14 protein-coding genes are annotated in these 23,337 nt (G+C 60.9%); 10 read left to right on the forward strand and 4 right to left on the reverse strand.

What is annotated here, in order from left to right:
* Nucleotides 1-328 precede the first annotated feature (328 nt).
* On the forward strand, nt 329-1,108 hold the full coding sequence (locus CKW15_RS24450; protein ID WP_095060106.1) for a TSUP family transporter: 780 nt from the start codon (nt 329-331) through the stop codon (nt 1,106-1,108).
* On the opposite strand, the gene nudC is transcribed toward CKW15_RS24450, so the two are convergent.
* Nucleotides 1,076-1,906: an NAD(+) diphosphatase gene (gene nudC, locus CKW15_RS24455; RefSeq protein ID WP_095060108.1), complete on the reverse strand. Its 831-nt coding sequence runs from the start codon at nt 1,904-1,906 to the stop codon at nt 1,076-1,078. The genes CKW15_RS24450 and nudC overlap by 33 nt on opposite strands.
* Before the next feature lie 6 nt (nt 1,907-1,912).
* Nucleotides 1,913-2,725 carry a crotonase/enoyl-CoA hydratase family protein gene (locus CKW15_RS24460; RefSeq protein WP_095060110.1) on the reverse strand — a complete coding sequence of 271 codons (813 nt, stop codon included), beginning with the start codon at nt 2,723-2,725 and terminating at the stop codon, nt 1,913-1,915.
* Between the two features lie 559 nt (nt 2,726-3,284).
* Between CKW15_RS24460 and glgA the strand changes: the two genes are divergently transcribed.
* From glgA to CKW15_RS24505, 9 genes are all read left to right on the forward strand, one after another.
* The gene (gene glgA / locus CKW15_RS24465) at nt 3,285-4,868 is read left to right on the forward strand and encodes a glycogen synthase GlgA (protein WP_095060112.1); all 1,584 of its coding nucleotides are present in this window, start codon (nt 3,285-3,287) and stop codon (nt 4,866-4,868) included.
* Between the two features lie 13 nt (nt 4,869-4,881).
* A complete protein-coding gene (treZ, locus tag CKW15_RS24470; RefSeq protein ID WP_095060114.1) occupies nt 4,882-6,681 on the forward strand; it encodes a malto-oligosyltrehalose trehalohydrolase in 1,800 nt (599 codons plus the stop codon).
* On the forward strand, nt 6,674-8,752 hold the full coding sequence (gene malQ / locus CKW15_RS24475; RefSeq protein ID WP_095060116.1) for a 4-alpha-glucanotransferase: 2,079 nt from the start codon (nt 6,674-6,676) through the stop codon (nt 8,750-8,752). The genes treZ and malQ overlap by 8 nt, the downstream gene beginning before the upstream one ends.
* Nucleotides 8,749-11,544 (forward strand): malto-oligosyltrehalose synthase, encoded by a 2,796-nt coding sequence (locus CKW15_RS24480; RefSeq protein WP_095060118.1) that lies wholly within the window; start codon nt 8,749-8,751, stop codon nt 11,542-11,544. Before malQ ends, CKW15_RS24480 begins: the two co-directional genes overlap by 4 nt.
* A gap of 21 nt (nt 11,545-11,565) precedes the next feature.
* Complete coding sequence (locus CKW15_RS24485) at nt 11,566-11,895, forward strand: DUF2934 domain-containing protein (protein WP_095060120.1); 330 nt, start codon at nt 11,566-11,568, stop codon at nt 11,893-11,895.
* A 186-nt stretch (nt 11,896-12,081) separates the two neighbouring features.
* The gene (glgX, locus tag CKW15_RS24490) at nt 12,082-14,244 is read left to right on the forward strand and encodes a glycogen debranching protein GlgX (protein ID WP_095060122.1); all 2,163 of its coding nucleotides are present in this window, start codon (nt 12,082-12,084) and stop codon (nt 14,242-14,244) included.
* Between the two features lie 204 nt (nt 14,245-14,448).
* The gene (locus CKW15_RS24495; RefSeq protein WP_095060160.1) at nt 14,449-15,207 is read left to right on the forward strand and encodes a PIG-L deacetylase family protein; all 759 of its coding nucleotides are present in this window, start codon (nt 14,449-14,451) and stop codon (nt 15,205-15,207) included.
* A gap of 85 nt (nt 15,208-15,292) precedes the next feature.
* Nucleotides 15,293-16,093: an endonuclease/exonuclease/phosphatase family protein gene (locus CKW15_RS24500; protein ID WP_095060124.1), complete on the forward strand. Its 801-nt coding sequence runs from the start codon at nt 15,293-15,295 to the stop codon at nt 16,091-16,093.
* A gap of 434 nt (nt 16,094-16,527) precedes the next feature.
* Complete coding sequence (locus CKW15_RS24505; protein ID WP_095060126.1) at nt 16,528-17,595, forward strand: autotransporter outer membrane beta-barrel domain-containing protein; 1,068 nt, start codon at nt 16,528-16,530, stop codon at nt 17,593-17,595.
* A 110-nt stretch (nt 17,596-17,705) separates the two neighbouring features.
* Here the strand turns inward: CKW15_RS24505 and glgB are convergent, their stop codons facing one another.
* Nucleotides 17,706-19,937, reverse strand: a complete 2,232-nt coding sequence (gene glgB / locus CKW15_RS24510; protein ID WP_095060127.1) for a 1,4-alpha-glucan branching protein GlgB — start codon at nt 19,935-19,937, stop codon at nt 17,706-17,708.
* Between the two features lie 2 nt (nt 19,938-19,939).
* Nucleotides 19,940-23,281 (reverse strand): maltose alpha-D-glucosyltransferase, encoded by a 3,342-nt coding sequence (gene treS / locus CKW15_RS24515; protein WP_095060128.1) that lies wholly within the window; start codon nt 23,279-23,281, stop codon nt 19,940-19,942.
* Nucleotides 23,282-23,337: the final 56 nt, after the last annotated feature.

The raw sequence follows: 23,337 nt of genomic DNA on the forward strand, positions 1-23,337 counted from the left end.
GTGAGCTCAACCAATGTTGGCCAGAAGCCAAAGATGGCTTCCTCGAATAGGCCTTATACATAGATGCAACCGGGTAGCAGTGTTTAAAAAGCAGGTAGACAGTGGGGGCGAGTCCATACATAGGAGCGAGCTTGCTCGCGATGGCGGTGTGTCTGGCGGTACTTCTGTTGGATGTGCAGGCCTCATCGCGAGCAGGCTCGCTCCTACAGGGTTGCTGGGTGTGACGGGCATTTGTGTCTAACCACACATTGGTTTTGTGTTGGGCAGGCGGGTAATATGTCGGCCCTTCCCTGCAGCCTTTTCTGCACCCGCCGAATAAGCCGATCCCATGCCTTTCGAACTCAGTGTTGACCTCTCCACCCTGGCCATTCTGGCCCTTGTCGCTTTTGTTGCCGGTTTCATCGATGCCATCGCCGGTGGTGGCGGTCTGCTGACGACCCCGGCCCTGCTGACGGCCGGCCTGCCACCGCATCTGGTGCTGGGCACCAACAAGCTCAGTTCGACCTTCGGCTCAGCCATCGCCAGCTTCACGTTTTACCGCCGCAAGCTGTTCCATCCCGCGCAATGGGTTCACGCCATCGTCGGTACCTTGGTGGGTGCACTGCTCGGCGCCATCGTCGCGCATTACCTGCCGGCGGAATGGCTGAACAAGATGCTCCCGGTGATCGTCTTCGCCTGTGGCGTTTATCTGTTGTTTGGCGGCACACCCAAGGCACCGCTGGACAGCAACGCACCGATCAAGAAAAAGTGGCAATCGACCCAAGGCTTCAGCCTCGGCTTCTATGACGGCGTGGCCGGTCCGGGCACGGGCGCGTTCTGGACCGTCAGCAGCCTGCTGCTCTACCCCATCGACCTGGTGAAGGCCAGCGGCGTGGCGCGCAGCATGAACTTCGTCAGCAACGCAGCGGCGCTGTCGGTGTTCATCTTTTCCGGTCAGGTGGACTGGATCATCGGCCTGTGCATGGGCTCGTCGCTAATGGTCGGCGCATTCTTCGGCGCCCGCACCGCCATCAGTGGCGGCGCGAAGTTCATCCGCCCGGTGTTCATCACCGTGGTGCTGGCCCTGACCGTCCGTTTAGCCTGGCAGCACTGGTTCAGCGTGGCCTAAGCGCCGCGCCACATAGACGTCGATCAGGTAACGGGCAATCGAGCGTGACGCTGGCAACGGCGGCAGCGCATGTACGTTGAACCACTGGGCATCTTCGATTTCGTCTTCCTGACAGACGATCTCGCCCCCGGCGTATTCGGCATGGAAGCCGAGCATCATCGAGTGCGGAAACGGCCAGCACTGGCTGCCCAGGTATTGGATGTTCTTGACCTCGATGCTCACCTCCTCGCGAACCTCGCGGATCAGGCAATCCTCGGCCGACTCACCCGGCTCGGCAAACCCCGCCAGTGTGCTGTAGACCCCCGTGACGAAACGCGGTGAACGCGCTAGCAGGATTTCATCGCCACGGGTGACCAGCACGATCATGCTCGGCGAAATGCGTGGATAACTGCGCAAATCACACGGCTGGCAATACATCGCCCGCTCCCGCGGCACTTGCGACATGGCCTGCCCGCAATTGCCGCAGAAACGATGCTCGCGAGCCCAGGTGCCGATCTGCGCGGCGTAACCCAGCACTTTATAAACCGTGTGATCGCCGTCGAGCATGAACGCCCGCAAACCTTTCCAGTTGCAGCCCGGCACTTCGCTGTGGCTGCGCAGTTCCAGCAGGTAGACCGGCTCGCCATCCAGATGACCGATACCGTGCTCCGCCAGAATCGACAGGTCCTGACGCTTGAGCCATTCCCGCGGGAACAACGCGCCATTGTCGTCGAACAGAAAGCCTTCGGGGCTGCGTGCGACGGCCCAGCCGCCGGGTTGGTCAGTGTCCAGTACTGCGGTGGTCCAGCGAGCGATCATGGTCAATCAATCCAGGAATTCAGGTTTCTGTTTGCTCATATGGGCGGCCATGGCCACGCGCAAATCGGTGGATTGCAGCATGGCGGCGTTCCAGGTAGCGACGTATTCGAGGCCGTCATCGATGCGGTGATCGCGCATGTAGCTGATCATTTCCTTGGTGCCGGTGACGGCTATCGGCGACTTGGCGGCGATTGTGTGGGCAATGCCCATGACACCGTCGAGCAGGCTGGCGGCGTCGCTGTAGACGCGATTGACCAGGCCCATGTCCCGCGCTTCGTCGGCACCGAAGGTGCGCCCCGTGTAAGCCAATTCACGCAGCATGCCGTCCCCGATGATTCGCGGCAAGCGTTGCAGCGTCCCGACGTCGGCGGCCATGCCGATGTCGATTTCCTTGATCGAGAATTGGGCGTCCTCTGCGGCATAACGCATGTCGCAGGCGGCAATCAGATCGATTGCACCGCCCAGGCAATAACCCTGAATCGCCGCGATCACCGGTTTGCGGCAGTTATCGACGGCATTGAACGAGGCTTGCAGGTTGAGGATCTTGCGCCGCAGCAGGCGTGCGTTGCGCCCTACGTCCTTGCCGAGCTCGTTGGCCACACCGGCCAGCATCATCAGGTCGATACCCGACGAAAAATGCTTGCCCGCCCCGCTGAGGACCACCACGCGCACTTCATCGGTGTCGTCGATCCATTGGAAAATCTCGACGATCTCGCTCCAGAACGCAGCGTTCATCGCGTTGATCTTCTCCGGACGGTTGATCTGCACATGGGCGATTTTATCAACCAGCTCGACGTTGAACGCAGTGTACTGAGACATGCCAATGATCCTTTTGCGGGCAAAAATGAGGCCCGAACTATACAAGGCACCAAGGTGGGGAGTAAGGCAGTGGTTCGGCCAAATGCGGGACTCGCACGAGACGCACCATTACAGTGCATTACCGCAAAATCATGTCGCACATTTATGTGACTGCACGGTGACTTTTTGAGGCCGAAACGCAAAAAAAGCTGCACTTCGTCGGGGCGTCCGCACCGTGATCAGGCACGTTCGTACCGCCTTAAACCGATTGTCGAACAATTTTGCCATCAGCCCTCAGACGCTCTAAGTTCTGGCCTAGACTCATTTTCTCAAGATGAGACCGGTCGGTCACAAAGCGGAAAAAAAATCGAAACTTTTGCCATTCCCGATCGGTCATCTGAAAAGAAGGTGCGTTGCGACTGGTGCAATCTTTGCAATGGCTCATTCACCCCTTTTGCTTCAACGCATTGGGCAGCGCTTGCTCACTGATGCGTAGCGCGTTCGCGCCCGGCCACGGGAATTGGCCATGGAACACCGTTTGCCAGACCTAAAAATTAGATCAACAACACGGGAGATTCATATGATCAGTACGGCTTTGGAGATACAGGGAGAGCGTCCTCATCAGGTTGGCGAATCGAGCGCCGTTACTGCCGCCAATACTCAACCGATCAACGTCCCCGTCACCAAGACGTTGGCGCCGGTGGTCAGCCAGAACCCCAACCGCAAGAAAGTCCTGTTCGTCACCTCGGAAATTGCCGATCTGGTGAAGACCGGTGGCCTGGGCGACGTGTCCGCCGCACTGCCGCGCGCCTTGGCCCATCTGCACGATGTGCGGGTGTTGATTCCCGGTTATCCGCAGGTGCTGAACAGCGAAAACCCGATTCATGTCATCGGTGAGCTGGGTGGTCACGCGGCGCTGCCACCGTGCAAGGTCGGGCGCATGGACATGCCCGACGGTCTGGTCATTTACGTGTTGATCTGCCCCGAACTCTACGAGCGCGAAGGTTCTCCCTACGGCGCCAACAACGGCCGCGACTGGCCGGATAACCATATCCGCTTCGCCCGTCTGGGCCTGGCCGCTGCCGATATCGCCGCCAACCTGGCGCAAATTCACTGGTGCCCGGACCTGGTGCATGCCCATGACTGGCCGGCTGGCCTGGCCCCTGCCTATATGCACTGGCGCGGACAACGCACCCCGACGTTGTTCACCATCCATAACCTGGCGTATCAGGGCGTGACCAGTCTGGGGTCGTGCCCCGAACTGGGCATCCCGCACCACGCGCTGCAACAGGAAGGCATGGAGTTCTACGGCAAGATGTCGTTCCTCAAGGCCGGCATGGCCTATTCGAGCCACATCACCACGGTCAGCGCGACCTACGCACAGGAAATCACCACCCCGGATTTCGGCTGCGGTCTCGACGGCTTCCTCGCCGCCAAGACCCAGCAAGGTTTACTGAGCGGTATTCCCAACGGCATCGATGAGAGCTGGGATTCCGCCACCGATCCACACCTGTTCTGCCCGTTCGGCATTGGCGAATGGGAAGGCAAAGCCGTGAATGCCGCCCACGTGCGTGAGTTGTTTGGTCTGGAAGACTCCCAGGGCCCGCTGTTCGCCGTGGTGTCGCGACTGGTTTACCAGAAAGGGCTGGACCTCACCGAAGCGGTGTCCGAGTACATCGTCAAAAACGGCGGGCAGATCGCGATCATCGGCCGCGGCGAGCCGGAAGAGGAGCAGGCCATGCGTGAACTGGCCCTGCGCTTCCCTGGGCAGATCGGTGTGCGCATCGGTTTCAACGAAACCGATGCCCGCCGCATGTTCGCCGGCAGCGATTTCCTGCTGATGCCATCCCGCTACGAACCGTGCGGCCTGAGCCAGATGTACGCCCAGCGCTTCGGCTCATTGCCGGTGGCGCGCAATACCGGTGGCCTGGCCGACACCATCGAAAACGGCGTGACCGGGTTCCTGTTCGACGAATCCACGGTGGCTAGTTATCAAGAGGCGTTGAGCCGGGCGTTCAAGGTGTTTGCCTTCCCGGACCTGCTGAACGCCATGCGCTGCCGGGCAATGGCGGCGCCGTTCAACTGGTGCAAAGCGGTCGAACCCTACGCCGAACTCTACGAACAGCTTGTGGCTAAAGCGTTGGGGAAATCGAACAAACAGTAAGAGGCCAGGAAAAATGCCGTTTCGGACCCTTGAGACCTGGCCCCACGGCGCGATCATGCTGGACACAAACCACACGCAGTTTGCGTTGTGGGCGCCAGATGCGTTTTACGTCAGTGTCGAACTGGAAAATGGACAGTCCTTGCCGTTGCTGCCTCAGGCCGACGGCTGGTTCGTGATCAACACCCGATGCCCGGCGGGGACGCGTTACCGCTTCTGCATCGATGGTGAGTTGGAGGTGCCCGACCCGGCCTCCCGCGCCCAGGCGGGCGATGTTGACCGCCACAGCGTGGTGGTCGATCCGCTGGTTTATCAGTGGCGACACGCGGGATGGCGCGGGCGACCGTTGAACGAGGCCGTGATCTACGAGTTGCACGTCGGTGCGCTCGGCGGCTTCGAGGCCGTCGAGCAGCATCTGGCGCGGCTGGTTGAACTGGGTGTCACCGCGATCGAACTGATGCCCGTGGCGCAGTTCCCCGGCGAGCGCAATTGGGGCTACGACGGCGTCCTGCCCTTTGCACCTCAGGCCTCGTATGGTTCGCCGGAGCAACTCAAGCACTTGATCGACAGCGCCCATGGTCATGGTCTGGCGGTGATTCTCGACGTGGTCTACAACCACTTCGGGCCGGATGGCAACTACTTGCATCACTACGCCAAGGCCTTTTTCCGCGACGACAAGCACACGCCCTGGGGCGCAGCCATTGATTTCCGTCGTCGTGAGGTGCGGGACTTCTTTATCGAAAATGCGTTGATGTGGTTGCAGGTGTACCGTTTCGACGGTTTGCGCCTGGACGCCGTGCACGCCATCGATGACCCGAACGTGCTTCAGGAACTGGCGCAACGGATACGACAGCAGACCGATCCTGCGCGCCATATCTGGTTGATGCTGGAAAACGAGCACAACGAGTCCAGCCTGCTGGAGCAAGGTTACGACGCACAATGGAACGACGACGGGCACAACGCCTTGCACGTCTTGCTGACCGGAGAAACAGACGCCTACTACGCTGACTATGCACACAACCCTACTGAACAGCTGGCGCGCTGTCTGACCCAGGGTTTCGTGTTCCAGGGTCACCTCAACCGTCATGGTGTACCGCGTGGCGAGCCCAGCGCACACCTGCCGCCCAGTGCGTTCATTCTGTTTTTGCAGAACCACGATCAGATCGGTAACCGCGCATTCGGCGAACGCCTGCATCAACTGGCCCATCCGCAGGCGTTGCGGGCAGCCACGGTGTTGTTGCTGTTATCGCCGATGATTCCGCTGTTCTTCATGGGCGATGAATACGCAGTCGAGCAACCCTTCCTGTTTTTCACCAGCCACAACGGCGAGTTGGCGAAGCTCGTACGCGAAGGACGTCGCAACGAATTCGCCGCGCTCAGCGCGTTCGCCGATCCGCAGCAGCGCGAGCGTATTCCCGATCCCAATGCGCCACACACCTTCGAGGCCTCCCGCCCGGTGATGCCAACGACCGTTGATAGCGCGATGTACGACCTGTATCGCCAGCTGTTGCAGATCCGCCATCGACACATCACCCCGCGCCTGTCCGGCACTCAGGCGCTGGACGCCAAAGTATTGGGCGATGGCGCAGTCAGTGCGTCCTGGCGCCTGGGCGATGGCAGCTTGTTGCGCATTGACCTGAACCTCGGCGAAAAACCCGTGTTCCACGCCCCACAAGCCAGCGCTGAGCTATTGTTCGAACATCCGCCCCGATCCGCCACCTTGCTGGATCAAGGCACCCTTGCCCCCCATTGCGCGCTCGTCAGCCTTTCGGCCGCAGCCCCTTTGCTACCCCTTACGGAGAGCGTCCATGAGTGATGCGCAACTGGAAATCCTGGCCAGCCGGGCCGGCCTCGCGGTCGATTGGATCGATGCCAATGGCCGCGCACAAAAAGTCGCGCCCTCGGTACTGCGTAACGTACTGACCGGCCTCGGACACCCCGCCGGCAGCGCTCAGGAAATCGACGCCAGCCTGCTGGAACTGCAAGCGGCGCAACAGGCCTCGCACCTGCCGCCCTTGATCACCGCCGACGTCGGTGTCGGGCTGAATCTGGCGCGTTACTTTGCACCTCAGACCCCTTGCGAAATCCATCTCGAAGACGGTTCGCGCCTCAACCTGAAACTGGATGCGGACGCGGTGTTGCCGGGGCTTGTCCCTGTTGGCTATCAGCATGTCAGCATCGATGGACAAACCTTTACCCTCGCGGTGGCCCCGGCCTGTTGCTACAGCGTGGCCGACGCGGTCGACAGCCCGATCCCGCGGGCCTGGGGCCTGGGCGTGCAACTCTATAGCTTGCGTCGACAGGGCGATGGCGGTTTCGGCGACACCCAGGCGCTGGAAGACCTTGCCCGAGTGGCCGGCGAACGCGGTGCAGATGCGCTGGCAATCAGTCCGCTGCACGCGATGTTCTCCAGTGACACCCAACGCTACAGCCCTTATTCACCGTCCAGCCGTTTATTTCTCAATAGCCTCTACTGCGCACCCGGAGCGATTCTGGGTGAGCGCGCTTTGCGCACCGCCATCGATGCCACCGGCCTGGCCGATCAGTTGAAGGCGCTGGAAGACCGCCCGCTGATCGACTGGCCGACCGCCGCCGAGGCCAAACACCGGATATTGCAGGCGTTGTACGAAGGTTTCGTTCAGGGCGAGCACCCGTTGCACGCCGACTTCGGCAGTTTCCGCCATGCCGGTGGCGAAGCCCTGGAAAACCATTGCCGCTTCGAAGCCATTCAAGAAGCGCGTGCCGCCCGGGGTGAAAACCTCGACTGGCGTCAATGGCCCGAGCAGTGGCGCAATCCACGCAGCGCCGCGTTGGCCGAATTTGCCGAAGAAAACGCCGGCCGCATCGGTTTTTTTGCATTCTGCCAATGGTTGATCACCCGCTGCCTGGAGCGAGCCCAAGCCGCCGCCCGCAGCAGCGGCATGAACATTGGCTTGATCACCGATCTGGCGGTCGGCGCCGACGGTGCCGGCAGCCAGGCCTGGAGTCGCCAGGACGAACTGCTCGCCTCACTGACCGTCGGTGCACCGCCGGACATTCTCAACCGCAACGGTCAGGGCTGGGGGATTTCCGCGTTCTCCCCGGAAGGCCTGATGCGCAATGGCTTCCGCGCGTTCATCGAAATGCTGCGGGCCAACTTCGCCCATGCCGGTGGCTTGCGCATTGACCACGTCATGGGCCTGCAACGCCTGTGGGTCATTCCCAACGGCTCGCCGCCCGCCGACGGTGCCTACCTCTATTACCCGGTGGACGACTTGCTGCGTCTGTTGACCCTCGAATCCCATCGTCATCAGGCCATCGTGCTGGGTGAAGACCTCGGCACCGTGCCGGAAGGACTGCGGGAAAAACTCATCGCCCGCTCGATGCTCGGCATGCGCGTGTTGTTGTTCGAGCAAGACAACACCCACTTCAAACCGATTCTCGACTGGCCGGACAACGCCTTGGCGACCACCAGCACCCACGACCTGCCGACGCTCAACGGCTGGTGGCATGGTCGCGACATCGACTGGAATGCACGGCTCGGCATGGTCGATGCCAGTGGTGAAATTGAATGGCGCCAACACCGCGAGCGCGAGCGCGAAGGGCTGCGCCGGGCCTTGAGCCAGGACCCGCAGAATTTTCGGGAAGAGTCGCACGAGACCGATCAGATCCTCGATGCCAGCGTGCGTTTCCTCGGCCACACCCGTGCGCCGCTGGTGCTGCTGCCGCTGGAAGATGCGCTGGGCGTCGAGCAACAGGCCAACCTGCCCGGCACCATTGATGCGCACCCCAACTGGTCGCGACGGCTTGCCGGCTATAGCGAAGCCCTGCTCGACGGCCCGGACGCTGCCCGGCGCCTGGAGCTGCTCGCCTGCGCGCGCCTGCAAGCCGCCGAGCGTGATCGATGACAAAAACGCTGACCCCGACGCTTCGCGCCACCCTGCGGCTGCAATTTCACAAAGGCTTCACGCTTGACGATGCGGTGCCGCTGGTGCCGTATTTCGCCCGTCTGGGCATCAGCCATGTCTACGCCTCGCCTCTGCTGCGCGCTCGCTCGGGTTCAATGCATGGTTATGACGTGGTGGACCCGACCCGGGTCAATCCGGAACTGGGCGGTGAAGTGGCGCTGCGGCGCCTGGTCAGTGCCTTGCGCGAACACAACATGGGGCTGATCCTCGACATCGTCTCCAACCATATGGCGGTGGGCGGCGCTGATAACCCCTGGTGGCTGGACCTGTTGGAATGGGGACGGCTGAGCCCCTACGGCGAGTTCTTCGATATCCAGTGGCACTCACCCGATCCGCTGATGGAGGGCCAATTGCTCCTGCCGTTCCTTGGCAGCGATTACGGCGTCGCCCTGCAGGACGGAACCCTGCCGATACGCTTCGACGCCTGGCACGGTGCGTTCCATGTTGAACACTACGACCACCGGTTTCCGATTTGCCCCAGCGATTACGGTGAATTGCTCAGGACCGATGCGCCACTCGAGGCACCACAGGCCGAACAACTCAAGACCCTGGCCGACCGATTCAGCAGCCTGAGTTACCAGACCGATGCACACAGTCTGGCGATCCCTCTGAAAGCCGAGCTGCGGGATTTGGCCAGCGACCCGCTGATTGCCCGCGCCCTCGAAGAGCACCTCAAGCGCTACGACACCCAGACTGCCGAGGGTTTCCAGCGCCTGCACAACCTGCTGGAACGCCAGAGCTATCGCCTGGCCAGTTGGCGCACCGCCGCCGATGACATCAACTGGCGGCGTTTTTTCGACATCAACGAACTGGGTGGCCTGCGTGTTGAACGTCCGGCGGTGTTCGAAGCGACCCACGCGAAAATCTTCCAGCTGGTGGCTGAAGGGCTGATCGACGGGCTGCGCGTCGACCATATCGACGGCCTCGCCGACCCTCGGGGTTATTGCCGAAAGCTGCGTCGACGGGTCGACAGTTTGTCGGCGGGCCGGCACTTGCCCATCTACGTCGAAAAGATCCTTGGCGAAGGTGAAACCCTGCACCGCGACTGGTCGGTGGATGGCACCACCGGTTACGAGTTCATGAACCAACTCTCGCTGTTGCAACACGATCCACTCGGCGAACAGACGCTCGCCGGGCTTTGGCAGCGTGACAGTGAACGTCCCGCCGATTTTGCTCAGGAGGCTCTGCTGGCGCGACAGCAAATCCTCAACGGCTCCCTCGCCAGTGACTTTGAAAGTGTCGCCCAGGCCTTGCTGCAAGTGGCCCGGGACAACCTCATGACCCGCGACCTGACCCTCGGTGCGATTCGCCGGGCGTTGCAGGCGTTGATCGTGCATTTCCCGGTGTACCGCACCTACATCAGCGCTGAGGGTCGCTCCGGGCAGGATGAGGTGTTTTTCCGGCAGGCCATGGAAGGTGCGCGACCAACCCTTGGCGAAGGTGACTGGCCGGTGCTCGATTGCCTGGCGGGCTGGCTTGGGGGAGAGTCTTGGCGGCGACGCCCCGCCGGGCGCGAGCGCAAACGCCTCAAGCACGCCTGCGTACGCTTTCAGCAACTGACTTCACCTGCCGCAGCAAAAGCGGTGGAAGACACGGCGCTCTATCGTTCGGCGGTGCTGCTGTCGCGCAATGACGTGGGCTTCAGCACCAAGCAGTTCAGTGCGCCAGTCGAAGCCTTTCATCTGGCCTGCATCGAGCGCCGCCAAACCTTTCCCGACAATTTGCTGGCCACTGCCACTCACGATCATAAGCGCGGTGAAGACACCCGCGCGCGCTTGGCCGTGTTGAGTGAACGCAGCGTCTGGTATGCCGATCAGATCGGTTTGTGGCGCGCCCTCGCCCGCCCGCTACGCAACGACGATCAAATGCCATCGGCGGGCGATGAATTGATTCTGTATCAAGCCATTCTTGGGAGCTGGCCGTTGGAATTGCGGGCTGACGACCACGCGGCGCTGCAAGCCTATGGCAAGCGCCTGTGGCAATGGCAACGCAAAGCGCTGCGTGAAGCCAAGCTGCAAAGTAGCTGGAGTGCGCCCAACGACGCCTATGAACAAGCGACCGAAGACTTTCTCCAGCACCTGCTGCTGAGCCCGGAAGGTGAACCGCTGCGCACCGCCCTCGAAAAGGCTGTCCAATCAATCGCCACGCCCGCCGCCCTCAACGGTTTGGCGCAAACTTTGCTGCGCATGACCGTGCCTGGGGTGCCGGACCTTTATCAGGGCAATGACTTCTGGGACTTCAGCCTGGTCGATCCGGATAACCGCCAACCGGTCGATTACACCCGCCGCCAACAGGCGCTGCAGCAAACGGTTGACCTGCCCGAGCTGCGGGCGAACTGGCGTGACGGGCGCATCAAGCAGGCCTTGATTGCGCGCACGTTGAGCCTGCGTGCCGAACAGGCGCCGCTGTTTCGCCGAGGCACTTATCAGGCCTTGGAAGTGCTGGGCAGCCAGGCCCATCGCGTACTGGCGTTTGTGCGTGAACACGAAGGAACACGCGCCATCGTGATTGTGCCGATTCGTTGCGCGCCACTGCTGGGAAACAGTGCCGAACCACAGATCGACGCGCCGCTGTGGGGCGATACACGCGTCAACTTGCCATTCGCTGAGCCTGAGGAAAATCTGAAGGGACTTTTTTCGAGCGTCGCAGTCACAAAACACAGAGAGCTGATGATCAGCGCCGCGCTGGGGGATTTCCCGGTCAATCTCATTATTCAAAAGACCCACACTTGAGTTCAGTTCAGGAGCATTGCGATGAGTACCGACGATAAACGCATCCGCGAATTCGCTTATCAGATCTGGGAATCAGAAGGAAAACCCGAAGGTCAGGAAACCCGCCACTGGGAGATGGCCCGCAAGCTGGCCGAAGCCGAAGCCCTGGCCCCGAGCAAATCCCCCAAAGCCACCGGCAGCAAACCCGCCGTAAAGAAAACCGGCGACGGCAAGCTCACCGATGGCAAAGCGCTGAACGGCGCCGCACCAAAAGCCAAGGCCAAGCCTGTGGCGGCATCAAAAGTGATCCCGCCGGGGGAAAAAGCCGCCGAGAAAAAGCCCCGGGCTGCGCGAAAACCGCCCGCGGTCTGATTGACACAGCGTTGTTCCTGAATGACGCCGTGGCGGGCCCGCTCGCCACCGTGGTTACGCTCGTCCGAAAAAACCTGTAGGAGCGAGCCTGCTCGCGATCGCGGTTCAACATTCAGCCTCTGTGCAGGCTGACACACCATCGCGAGCAAGCTTGCTCCTACAGGTTAAACGTTTGCCGGAGATTTTATGACCAGCCCCAAGAAAGCCACCGCACCCGCTCCCCATGCCGAGGCCACGCGAATCCGCGAGGGTTTGCCCTTTCCGCTGGGTGCGACCTGGGATGGCCTGGGGGTCAACTTCGCGTTGTTTTCCGCCCACGCCACCAAGGTGGAATTGTGTCTGTTCGACGACACCGGCGAAGTCGAACTCGAACGCATCGAACTCCCGGAATACACCGACGAGATCTACCACGGCTACCTGCCTGACGCCCACCCGGGGCTCATCTACGGCTACCGGGTCTATGGCCCCTACGACCCGGCGAACGGCCATCGTTTCAATCACAACAAATTGCTGATCGATCCTTACGCCAAGCAACTGGTCGGCAAACTGAAATGGTCTGAAGCGCTGTTCGGCTACACCATCGGCCACCCCGACGCCGACCTCAGTTTCGACGATCGCGACAGCGCGCCCTTCGTGCCCAAATGCAAGGTGATCGACCCGGCGCACACTTGGGGCCACGACCATCGCGTCAGCGTGCCGTGGGACAAAACGATCATCTATGAAACCCATGTCCGCGGTTTCACCATGCGTCATCCGAGCGTCCCCGAGAACGTACGCGGCACGTTTGCCGGGTTGATGGTCGATGACGTGGTGGAGCACATTCGCAAGCTCGGGGTGTCGAGCGTAGAGTTGTTGCCGATTCACGCCTTCGTCAATGACCAGCACCTGCTGCACAAAGGCATGACCAATTACTGGGGCTACAACAGCATCGCCTTCTTCGCCCCCGATCCGCGCTACCTGGCCAGTGGCAAGATCGCCGAATTCAAGGAAATGGTCGCGCACCTGCACGAGGCCAATCTGGAAGTGATCCTCGACGTGGTCTACAACCACACCGCCGAGGGCAACGAGCAAGGCCCGACCCTGTCCATGCGCGGCATCGACAACGCGTCGTACTACCGCTTGATGCCCGACGACAAACGCTTCTACATCAACGATTCCGGCACCGGCAACACCCTGGACCTCAGTCACCCTTGCGTGCTGCAAATGGTCACCGACTCCCTGCGTTACTGGGCCACGGAAATGCACGTGGACGGTTTCCGTTTTGATCTGGCGACCATCCTCGGGCGCTACCACGATGGGTTCGACGAACGCCACAGCTTCCTCGTGGCCTGCCGCCAGGACCCGGTGCTGCGCCAGGTCAAATTGATTGCCGAACCCTGGGACTGCGGCCCCGGCGGCTATCAGGTCGGCGGATTTCCACCGGGCTGGGTTGAATGGAACGACAAATTCCGCGACACCGTCCGCGCGTTCTGGAAAGGCGATGACGGGCAACTGGCGGACTTCGCCAGCCGCATGACCGCCTCTGGCGAAATGTTCAACCAGCGTGGACGGCGGCCCTATTCATCCGTCAACTTCATTACCGCCCATGACGGTTTCACCCTCAACGACCTGGTGTCGTACAACGACAAGCACAACGAAGCCAACGACGAGGACAATCAGGACGGCAGCAACAACAATCTGTCGTGGAACCACGGCATCGAAGGCCCGACCGACGACCCCGAGATCAACGCCCTGCGTCACCGGCAAATGCGCAACTTCTTCGCCACCCTGCTGCTCGCCCAGGGCACGCCGATGCTGGTGGCCGGCGATGAGTTCGCGCGCACCCAGGACGGCAACAACAATGCCTATTGCCAGGACAGCGAGATCGGCTGGGTCAACTGGGACCTGAGCGAAGACGGCAAGGCATTGCTCAAGTTCGTCAAACGCCTGATCAAGTTACGCCAGACTTATCCGATCCTGCGCCGCGGGCGCTTTCTGGTGGGTAATTACAACGAGGACATCGGCGTCAAGGACGTGACCTGGCTGGCGCCGGACGGCACTGAAATGAACACCGAGCACTGGCACGATGCGCACAATCGCTGCCTGGGCATGCTGCTCGACGGGCGCGCCCAGGAAACCGGGATTCGTCGCAAAGGCGTCGACGCCACATTGATGCTGGTGGTCAACGCCCATCACGACATCGTCAACTTCCGGTTGCCGGAAGTGCCTGACGGCGGTTTCTGGACTTGCATGATCGACACCAACCAACCGTCGGTTCGCGGCCAGGAGCGCTTTGAATTCGGTCATGAATATTCGATCACCGGACGGTCGCTGCTGTTGTTTGAACTTCAGCGTGAGGAAGAAGAATAAAAGCGACCGGAGGTCCGGAAAAATGACGTCTCAGAGGGTTTCGCGACGCGACGAATAGCCATTCATGGACAATACTCGGTGACGCGGCAATCCAGGATCGGGAATGCCGTACAGGTCATCAACCAGCCTTCACGGGTCTGACGGGCAGGAGTTGAACAAGCACCGCGCATGACTTAAGGCCAAGCAGAACAAGGACGTAACCTCATGAAATCCGTATCTATCCTCGAAACCGCCGCAGCCGCCCAGATCTGGAACAGCGCGGCACAGCTGGACAACATCCCGGTCATCAATACCCAGTCCCTGGTGCCTGCCGGTGCGCGCGCCGTGTTCATTGCCCCGCACCCCGGTGATGAAGTCGTGACGTGCGGCGGCCTGCTGCAACTGCTCAGCCAACTGGGGCATCCCCTGCAATTGATCTCGATCACGGACGGCAGCGCCAGCCATCCGGGGTCTCAGCAATGGTCGGAAAAACGCCTCAGCGTTTTTCGCCCACAGGAAAGCGTCGAAGCCCTGCGGCGGTTGGGGTTGCCGATGCATAGCCTGAAGTGGATCCGCGGCGGTTTCACCGACAACGCCCTGGTTGAGCGCGAAGAACAGATCAGTCAGTTCATAGCCCGTTATTTGCGCCCCGGCGATGTGGTGTTCAGCACCTGGCGCGAAGACGGCAACGTCGACCACGACACTGTGGGTCGCGCCAGTGCAAAAGCCGCTGCCAGCATCGGCGCGTCATTCAACGAAGTTCCCGTTCGCGCCTGGCACTGGCCGGCACGGGATCGAGAACACATTCCATGGCATCGAGCGCGAAAGGTGCGTCTCGACACCTGGACCGTCGCCCGCAAAAGCCACGCCACCCACGCATACGCCAGCCAGCTCGAAGGCGAGCCCGCCCTCGGCCTTGCCCCCATGCTGCCGCGCGTGTTGCTCGAACGCATGCGTTTACCCTATGAAGTCGTCTTCATCTGAGCCCGTGTTTTGGGCGCTGGAAAACTGAACTGCCCGTCATCGCATCAGTCGCATGCATAAGCAGCCCTGAGTCAGAGGAGCCAACGTGGCCAGTCATCCGAAGCAGCAGGCAACGGAATCGTTGCCGTTGGATCCCCCCGCCGCGATTCATCGGCTGTGCGTGCTGACGGTCAATACCCACAAGGGTTTTACCGCGCTCAACCGGCGCTTCATTCTGCCGGAGCTGCGTGAAGCGGTGCGCAGCACATCGGCGGATCTGGTGTTTCTGCAGGAAGTTGTCGGTGAACACGAGCGTCACTCCTCACGCTTTAGCGACTGGCCGCAAACCTCTCAATACGAGTTCCTCGCCGACAGCATGTGGAGCGACTTTGCCTATGGCCGCAACGCCGTGTACCCCAACGGCCATCATGGCAATGCCCTGCTGTCGAAGTACCCGATCCGCGAATACCGCAATCTCGACGTGTCCATCACCGGCCCCGAACGTCGCGGCCTGCTGCATTGCGTGCTGGATGTCCCCGGCCATGCCGAAGTGCATGCGATTTGTGTGCACCTGAGCCTGCTCGAAAGTCATCGCCAACTGCAATTGCAGTTGCTCTGCCAATTGCTCGAATCCCTGCCTGAGGATGCGCCGGTGATCGTCGCCGGCGATTTTAATGACTGGCAGCTACAGGGCAACGCCACCCTCGCCCGCCACGATTACCTGCACGAAGCCTTCGAGCGCCACCACGGCCGACCCGCCAAGACTTACCCCGCGCGTTTTCCCTTGCTGCGCCTGGACCGCATCTACCTGCGCAACGCCAACAGTCATAAGCCGCGAATCCTCGGGAATAAACCCTGGACGCATCTGTCCGATCATTTGCCGTTGGCGGTGGAAGTGCATCTTTGAATTCAATGCGGCGCAGCGCAGCTGTGTTTCGTGATGCCGATACCCCATCGGCGACTCCAGCATTATCGACAGCAGCCAGCCACGGTGAACAAACGGCAACCCAGGCGTGAGGGCCCGCTGCCCATCGCGAAAAAGGCTCTAGCACGCAGTTTTTTTGACGTTTCATCTAACAAACAAGAGCTTAGAGACGCGCCGTAAATCAGTCACTTAAATGACCTGAAATACCAATACCGCTTATCGGCCATTTTCTTGACGCAGCGGGTTGGGTCTTCTTGACTTCACGTTACTACCCCGGAAGTAACATCAGGACAAGCCATCGGCGCCCGTAAAAACGGGCAGCTTATGGCGTGCCCTAATCCATTCGGTCGCCCCTCACTCGGGGTAGGAGAGACGCCATAAGCGAGATCCAGCATGCGATTGCAAGGTAGACCTCCATGAAAACCACCCTCACCCCAAAAGAGATCAAAGTCACTTTTTGCACTGTCTCGAGTTCACTCCTGCTGTGTTCGTCCATGGAAGTGCAGGCCGACCCTGCCGAAGAAGACACCCTCCCGTGGTACCAGCAGGAAATCCCGACGCTCAGCCTGTCTACCCTTGCAACCACCTACCCTCACCAGTTCAGCGCCCGTCCCGACCTGCGAAGTTCGAAACTGACCGTCGAAGACGCCGCGCCTTCGGCCTGGGACCAACTCTATGGCCAGGCTTCACGCCAGGCGCAAACCGACTACCTGTCGCTGGACTCTGCCGGCCATGGCGCCAGTGACCTCAAGGGCCCGGCGATCCTGACCCTGCAAAGCACCAGCGGGCATACCCAGCGTGTGGGACTGGTGGGTGGCACACACCAGATTCAGTTCAATGGCAACGGCGTACGAACACCTGCCGCACTGTCCGATCCCGCCAGCGACATGCTCAACCTTCAAGGCCAGAGCCTGGGCGCCTATTGGAGCTTGACCGGGCCTCAAGGCTGGCACGTCGACTTGACGGCAAGCGGTGGCCGGGTCAACGGTTTCAGCCGCAATGAACAAGGCGCCCGCCAAGCCACCGAAGGCAGCGCAGTGACGCTGTCGGTCGAAGGCGGCTTCCCGATCGGTCTGGGTGACAACTGGGTGATTGAACCCCAGGCGCAGTTGATCAATCAGCGCATCACGCTGGACACGCCCTACGCGGGCTCGGGCAACGCTTCATCCACTGACGTGACGTCCTGGAGCGGCCGGGTCGGTGCGCGTTTGAAAGGTAGTTACGACATCAGCGGTCTGCCCGTCGAACCCTACGTGCGGACCAACTTGTGGCACACGGTGTACACCGGCAACACGGTGACACTCGATGAAGTCGACAAGATCAGCAGCAGCCGCAAGTCGTCGACCGTCGAACTGGGCCTGGGCCTGGTCGCCAGGGTGACTCCGGCGGTGAGCCTGTACGTCAGCGCCGATTACAGCAGTGACGTGGATGACAATGATCTGAACGGGTTGATCGGCAGCCTGGGTGTGCGGATGCGCTGGTGAGGCTTGTATTGGCCGGGCTGACGTTATCGCGAGCAAGCTCGCGCCTGCAGGCATCACACCAAACCCTGCAGGAGCGAGCTTGCTCGCGATGAACGCAACGCGGTTTCGGATCAGTCTCCCGGCCGCAGAATCAACACCGCCAACGGCGGCAAATTCAGGGCCAGCGACAACGCCTGACCATGGCTTGGCGTCTCCTCGGCCAGAACCCCGCCTTCATTGCCGTAATTGGACCCGGCATAGGTCGCTGAATCGCTGTTCATCAATTCCTTCCAGCGCCCGGCAAACGGCACGCCTACGCGATAGGCCTCACGAGGCACCGGCGTGAAGTTGGCCACCACGAGGATCGGCTCGCCCTCCTTGCTCCAGCGCAACCACGCATAGACGCTGTTGATCGCATCGTCGCCGATCAGCCACTGGAAACCCTGCGGCACGTCATCCTGCTCGTGCAGCGCCGGCTCTTCCCGGTACAGGCGATTGAGGTCGGCGACCAGTTTCTGCACGCCTTGGTGCTCGGGGTACTGCAACAGATACCAATCCAGTTGCTGATCGTGGTTCCACTCGCGCCACTGGCCGAACTCGCAGCCCATGAACAACAGCTTCTTGCCCGGATGGGTCCACATGAAACTCAGGTAGGCCCGCAGGTTGGCGAATTTCTGCCAGCGGTCGCCGGGCATCTTGTCGATCAGCGAGTGTTTGCCGTGCACCACTTCATCATGGGAAATCGGCAAGATGAAGCGCTCGGACCAAGCATAAACCAGGCCGAAACTCAGTTCATTGTGGTGATGCGCGCGGTACACCGGGTCTTGCTGGATGTAATGCAGCGAATCGTGCATCCAGCCCATGTTCCATTTATAGGCAAAGCCCAAACCGCCCTGCTGCGTGCTCTGGCTCACGCCCGGCCACGCGGTGGACTCCTCGGCAATCACCAAGGCACCCGGCGCTTCCAGGGCGACGACGTCGTTGAGATGACGCAGGAAGTCGATGGCTTCCAGATTCTCCCGGCCGCCATGACGGTTCGGCACCCACTCACCGGCCTTGCGCGAATAGTCGCGGTACAGCATCGACGCCACGGCATCGACCCGCAGGCCGTCGACATGGAAATGCTTGAGCCAGTGCAGCGCCGACGCCAGCATGTAGCCGTGCACCTCGGTGCGGCCAAGGTTATAGATCAGCGTGTCCCAGTCCTGATGAAAACCTTCCTGGGGGTTACCGTATTCATAGAGTGCGGTTCCGTCGAACTGCGCCAGACCGTGGGTGTCGGTAGGGAAATGCGCCGGCACCCAGTCGAGGATCACGCCGAGCCCCGCCACGTGACAGGCGTTGACGAACGCCGCGAATTGATCCGGCGTGCCGTAGCGCGCACTCGGGGCGAATTGCGCCAGCAGTTGATAACCCCAGGAGCCACCAAACGGGTGCTCCATGATTGGCATCAGTTCGATATGGGTAAAACCCAGTTCCTTGACGTACGGAATCAAACGCTCGGCCAGTTCCGGCCAGGTGTACTGGCGGGCCACTTCGCCCAGATCATCCAGTTCGCATTGCCACGATCCGGCGTGCAGTTCATAGATCGACAAAGGCGCGCCAGGGTGATGGCGATCGCCTCGGGACATCATCCAGTCCTGGTCCTGCCAATCGACTTGCAGCGGCGAAGCGACTTTCGACGCTGTGTCCGGCGGCAGGGTCGTTGCCAGTGCCACGGGGTCGGCCTTCAGCGGCAGAATCCCCTGGGCGCCAAGGATCTCGTACTTGTAGGCCTCTCCCGCTTGCAGGCGCGGGATGAACAATTCCCAGACGCCGGTGGGATGGCGCAGGCGCATCGGATGACGACGCCCATCCCACACGTTGAAATCACCGACCACCGAGACCCTTCTGGCATTCGGTGCCCACACGGCGAAACGCACGCCATCGACGCCGTCGACCGACTTCAGTTGCGCGCCGAGGCAGGCACTCAGATCGCGGTGATTGCCCTCGGCAAACAGGTACAAATCCATTTCGCCCAGCAACGCGCCGAAGCTGTAAGGGTCTTCGGCCAGTTGCTCGCCACCCGCCCAGCGTGTACGCAGCAGGTAAGGCTGAGCCCGCTCGAAATGCCCGACAAACAACCCCGGCGTCTGTGTGTGCTCAAGGTCGCCAAGTTCGTCGCCGGTCGCTTTGTCCACCACCTGGACACTCAGGGCGTCAGGCAGATAAGCCCGGATAAACTGCCCGCCGGCACCATCGCCGTGGGGACCGAGAATGGAAAACGGGTCGATGTGTTCAGCGCGTACCAGCGCATCGATATCCCGCGCCCTGGGTAGCAGCGCTGCTTTGTGATCACCCTGTTCCTTGTTCGAGATACTCATGACTACTCTCCACCAAGATCGGAAAAGGGTTTAAGCCCACTCAGTAATCCATACAAACCGTGCAACGGCACAGGTAGCCAGGTCGGGCGATTCTCAGCCTCGTAGGCTACTTCATACGCCGCTTTCTCCAAACCGAACAACGCCAGCGCGGCATCTTCACTGTCCGGATCTTGCCATGCATGGCCAAGACCGGCAGCCGCTAGCCGATAAGCGTCGACGAACGACTTCCGCGCCTCCTTCAAGTAGCGCTCGGCAACCCGCACGCGTGCCGCATCGGCCACCGCGGTGTTGTCGACGCTGTGCACGTTCATCGTCATCGCCGCAGCGTAGTCGAAGGAGCGCAACACGCCGCTGACATCTTTGTAGGGGCTGTGTTTGGCCCTTCGTTCATGCAGCGGTCGTGCCGGTTCGCCCTCGAAGTCGATCAGGTACGCATCGCCCTTGATCACCAGCACCTGCCCCAAATGCAAATCGCCATGCACGCGAATCTGCAAGCCACCCGCGGTCTTTTTGCCCAATGCCTGGACATGCCCGAGGATGGCTTTTTTGTTGTCCAGCAAACGGCTGACCAGGGTTTTGTCCGCCGGGTCCAGTTCGTTTTGATGATGTTTGAGCAACGTCAACGCATGTTCGATTTGCGCCGCAACGTGCTTGGCCGAAGCCAGTGCATCTTTCTGTGTAGTGACCTGCGGAGCAAAGTCCGGGTTGGCACTCGGCGCCGCCAGCACCTGATGCATTTCCCCCAGGCGCTGGCCCAGCATGCCGGCGAAATCTTTCAATTCGCCGAGCGCGTTGTAATGCTGTGCCTGTTCGGACACAGCGTCAGCCAGTTCATCGCGCAGCGCCCGCTCGAGGTTGTTCTGCGTCCATTCCCAGGCGTCGCCCTGGTTGCTCAAATAGCCTTGGGCGATCATCAGCAAATTGTCTTCACCGGCACCATCGCGACGCACCACGGCACCCAGCAGCGGCGAAATATGCTGGAAGCCCGCTGCCGTCAGGCAGGCGCTCATTTCCAGTTCCGGGTGCACGCCGGATGCGACTTTGCGGATCAGCTTCAACACCAGGCTGTTGCCGATCACCACGGAACTGTTGGATTGCTCGGCGGACAGATAACGCACCGGCGATTCGGCGTTCAGGCCAAGTTTTTCCAGCTCGGCGGTGGCTTCGAAGCGAATGTCACCCTCGCTCGACTGCAACACCGTGCCGGCCTGAATGCCTTGCAGCACGGCGTGGACAAAGGTTTCCAGACTGAAGGCATCCGTGATCAAGCCGACCTGACGCACGCGCCGAACCCGAGACAGGGCCAATTGCTGCGGCAGCGCCGCGCCGACTTGCTCCTCCGGAATAAAGCCGAACGGCAACAGGTAACGGCTGGTCTGCCCAGCGCTGGTGACTTCGACTTCACTGAGCAACACCGGATGTTCCGAATCGCCAAAACGCACGCCGTAGGCCAGATTCACCTGTTCGATGGCCGTATCCTTGCCGGCGAACCAGCGGCGGTTCTGCAGCCAGCTCGGCAGGATCTGCTGCTCCAGCGCGGTGCGGGACGGCGCTTCGAGCAGTTCTTCCATGCGCTGTTTCAGCACCAGCGTGGTGAAGTCCGGCAGGCTTTGCGCCGGTTCCACATGCCAACTCGGCATCTGGTTTTCTGCCGCCAGGCCGAACCAGTAGAAACCGTAGGGCGGCAGCGTCAGCAGGAAACTCAACTGACCGATGGGCGGGAACGCGTTACCGCCCAGCATCTCCACCGGCACCATGCCGACGTAGGCCGACAAGTCCAGCTCTGCCGCCTGGGCACTGCGCGATACGTTGGCCACGCACAGAATGATTTCGTACTTGCCGTCCAGCCCGGTGTATTCGCGGGTGTACGCCAGAATCCGCCGATTGCTCGGCGACAGCATCTTCAATGTCCCGCGCCCGAACGCCTTGGATTGCTTGCGCACGGCGAGCAGACGCCGGGTCCAGTTCAATAGTGAATGCGGATCGCCGGCCTGGGTTTCAACGTTGACCGACAGGTAGCCGTACTGCGGGTCGAGAATCGGCGGCAACACCAGGCTGGCCGGGTCGGCACGGGAGAAACCGCCGTTGCGGTCGATCGACCACTGCATGGGTGTGCGCACCCCGTCGCGGTCGCCGAGGTAGATGTTGTCGCCCATGCCGATTTCATCGCCGTAATACAGGGTCGGCGTGCCGGGCATCGACAGCAGCAGGCTGTTGAGCAGCTCCACGCGGCGACGATCACGCTCCATCAACGGCGCGAGACGGCGGCGAATCCCCAGGTTGATTCGCGCACGACGGTCAGCGGCGTAGTAATTCCACAGGTAGTCGCGCTCCTTGTCGGTGACCATTTCCAGGGTCAGCTCATCGTGGTTGCGCAGGAAAATGGCCCACTGGCAGTTGGCAGGAATATCCGGTGTCTGGCGCAGAATGTCGGTGATCGGGAAGCGATCTTCCTGGGCCAGTGCCATGTACATGCGCGGCATCAACGGAAAATGAAACGCCATGTGGCATTCATCGCCGTTCAGGCCTTTCTTGTCGGAGTCGCCGAAATACAACTGCGTGTCTTCGGGCCATTGATTGGCCTCGGCCAGCAGCATGCGGTCGGGGTAATTGGCGTCGATTTCAGCGCGGATCTTTTTCAGGACGTCATGGGTTTCCGGCAGGTTTTCGTTGTTGGTGCCGTCGCGCTCGATCAGGTACGGAATGGCGTCCAGCCGTAGGCCGTCGATGCCCATGTCGAGCCAGTAACGCATGACCGACAGCACCGCTTTCATCACCTGCGGGTTATCGAAATTGAGGTCTGGCTGGTGGGAGTAGAAACGGTGCCAGAAGTACTGGCCGGCGACCGGGTCCCAGGTCCAGTTGGACTTCTCGGTGTCGAGAAAGATGATGCGGGTACCGTCGTACTTTTGATCGTCATCGGACCACACGTAGAAATCCCGCGCCGCCGAGCCCTTTTTGGCCTTGCGCGCTCGCTGGAACCAGGCGTGCTGGTCAGACGTGTGATTGATGACCAGTTCGGTAATCACCCGCAGGCCACGTTTATGCGCCTCGGCGATGAAGCGCTTGGCGTCGGCCATGGTCCCGTAGTCGCTGTGCACACCGCGGTATTCGGCAATGTCGTAGCCGTCATCGCGACGGGGCGACGGGTAGAACGGCAACAGCCAGATGGTGTTGACGCCCAGATCGGCGATGTAATCGAGCTTGGCGATCAGGCCGGGAAAGTCGCCGATTCCGTCGTTGTTGGAGTCGAAATAGGATTTAACGTGAACCTGATAGATCACCGCATCCTTGTACCAGAGCGGGTCCTTGATGAAGGTGGCTGCTTTGGGTTTCTTCGCCATTTGAAACTCCTGCTCAATTCAGTCGGGCAATTATGCAAGCGACGCCGGCCCTCTGT

Origin of the sequence: Pseudomonas sp. Irchel s3b5, assembly GCF_900187435.1 — a bacterium.
Taxonomy (GTDB): Bacteria; Pseudomonadota; Gammaproteobacteria; order Pseudomonadales; family Pseudomonadaceae; genus Aquipseudomonas.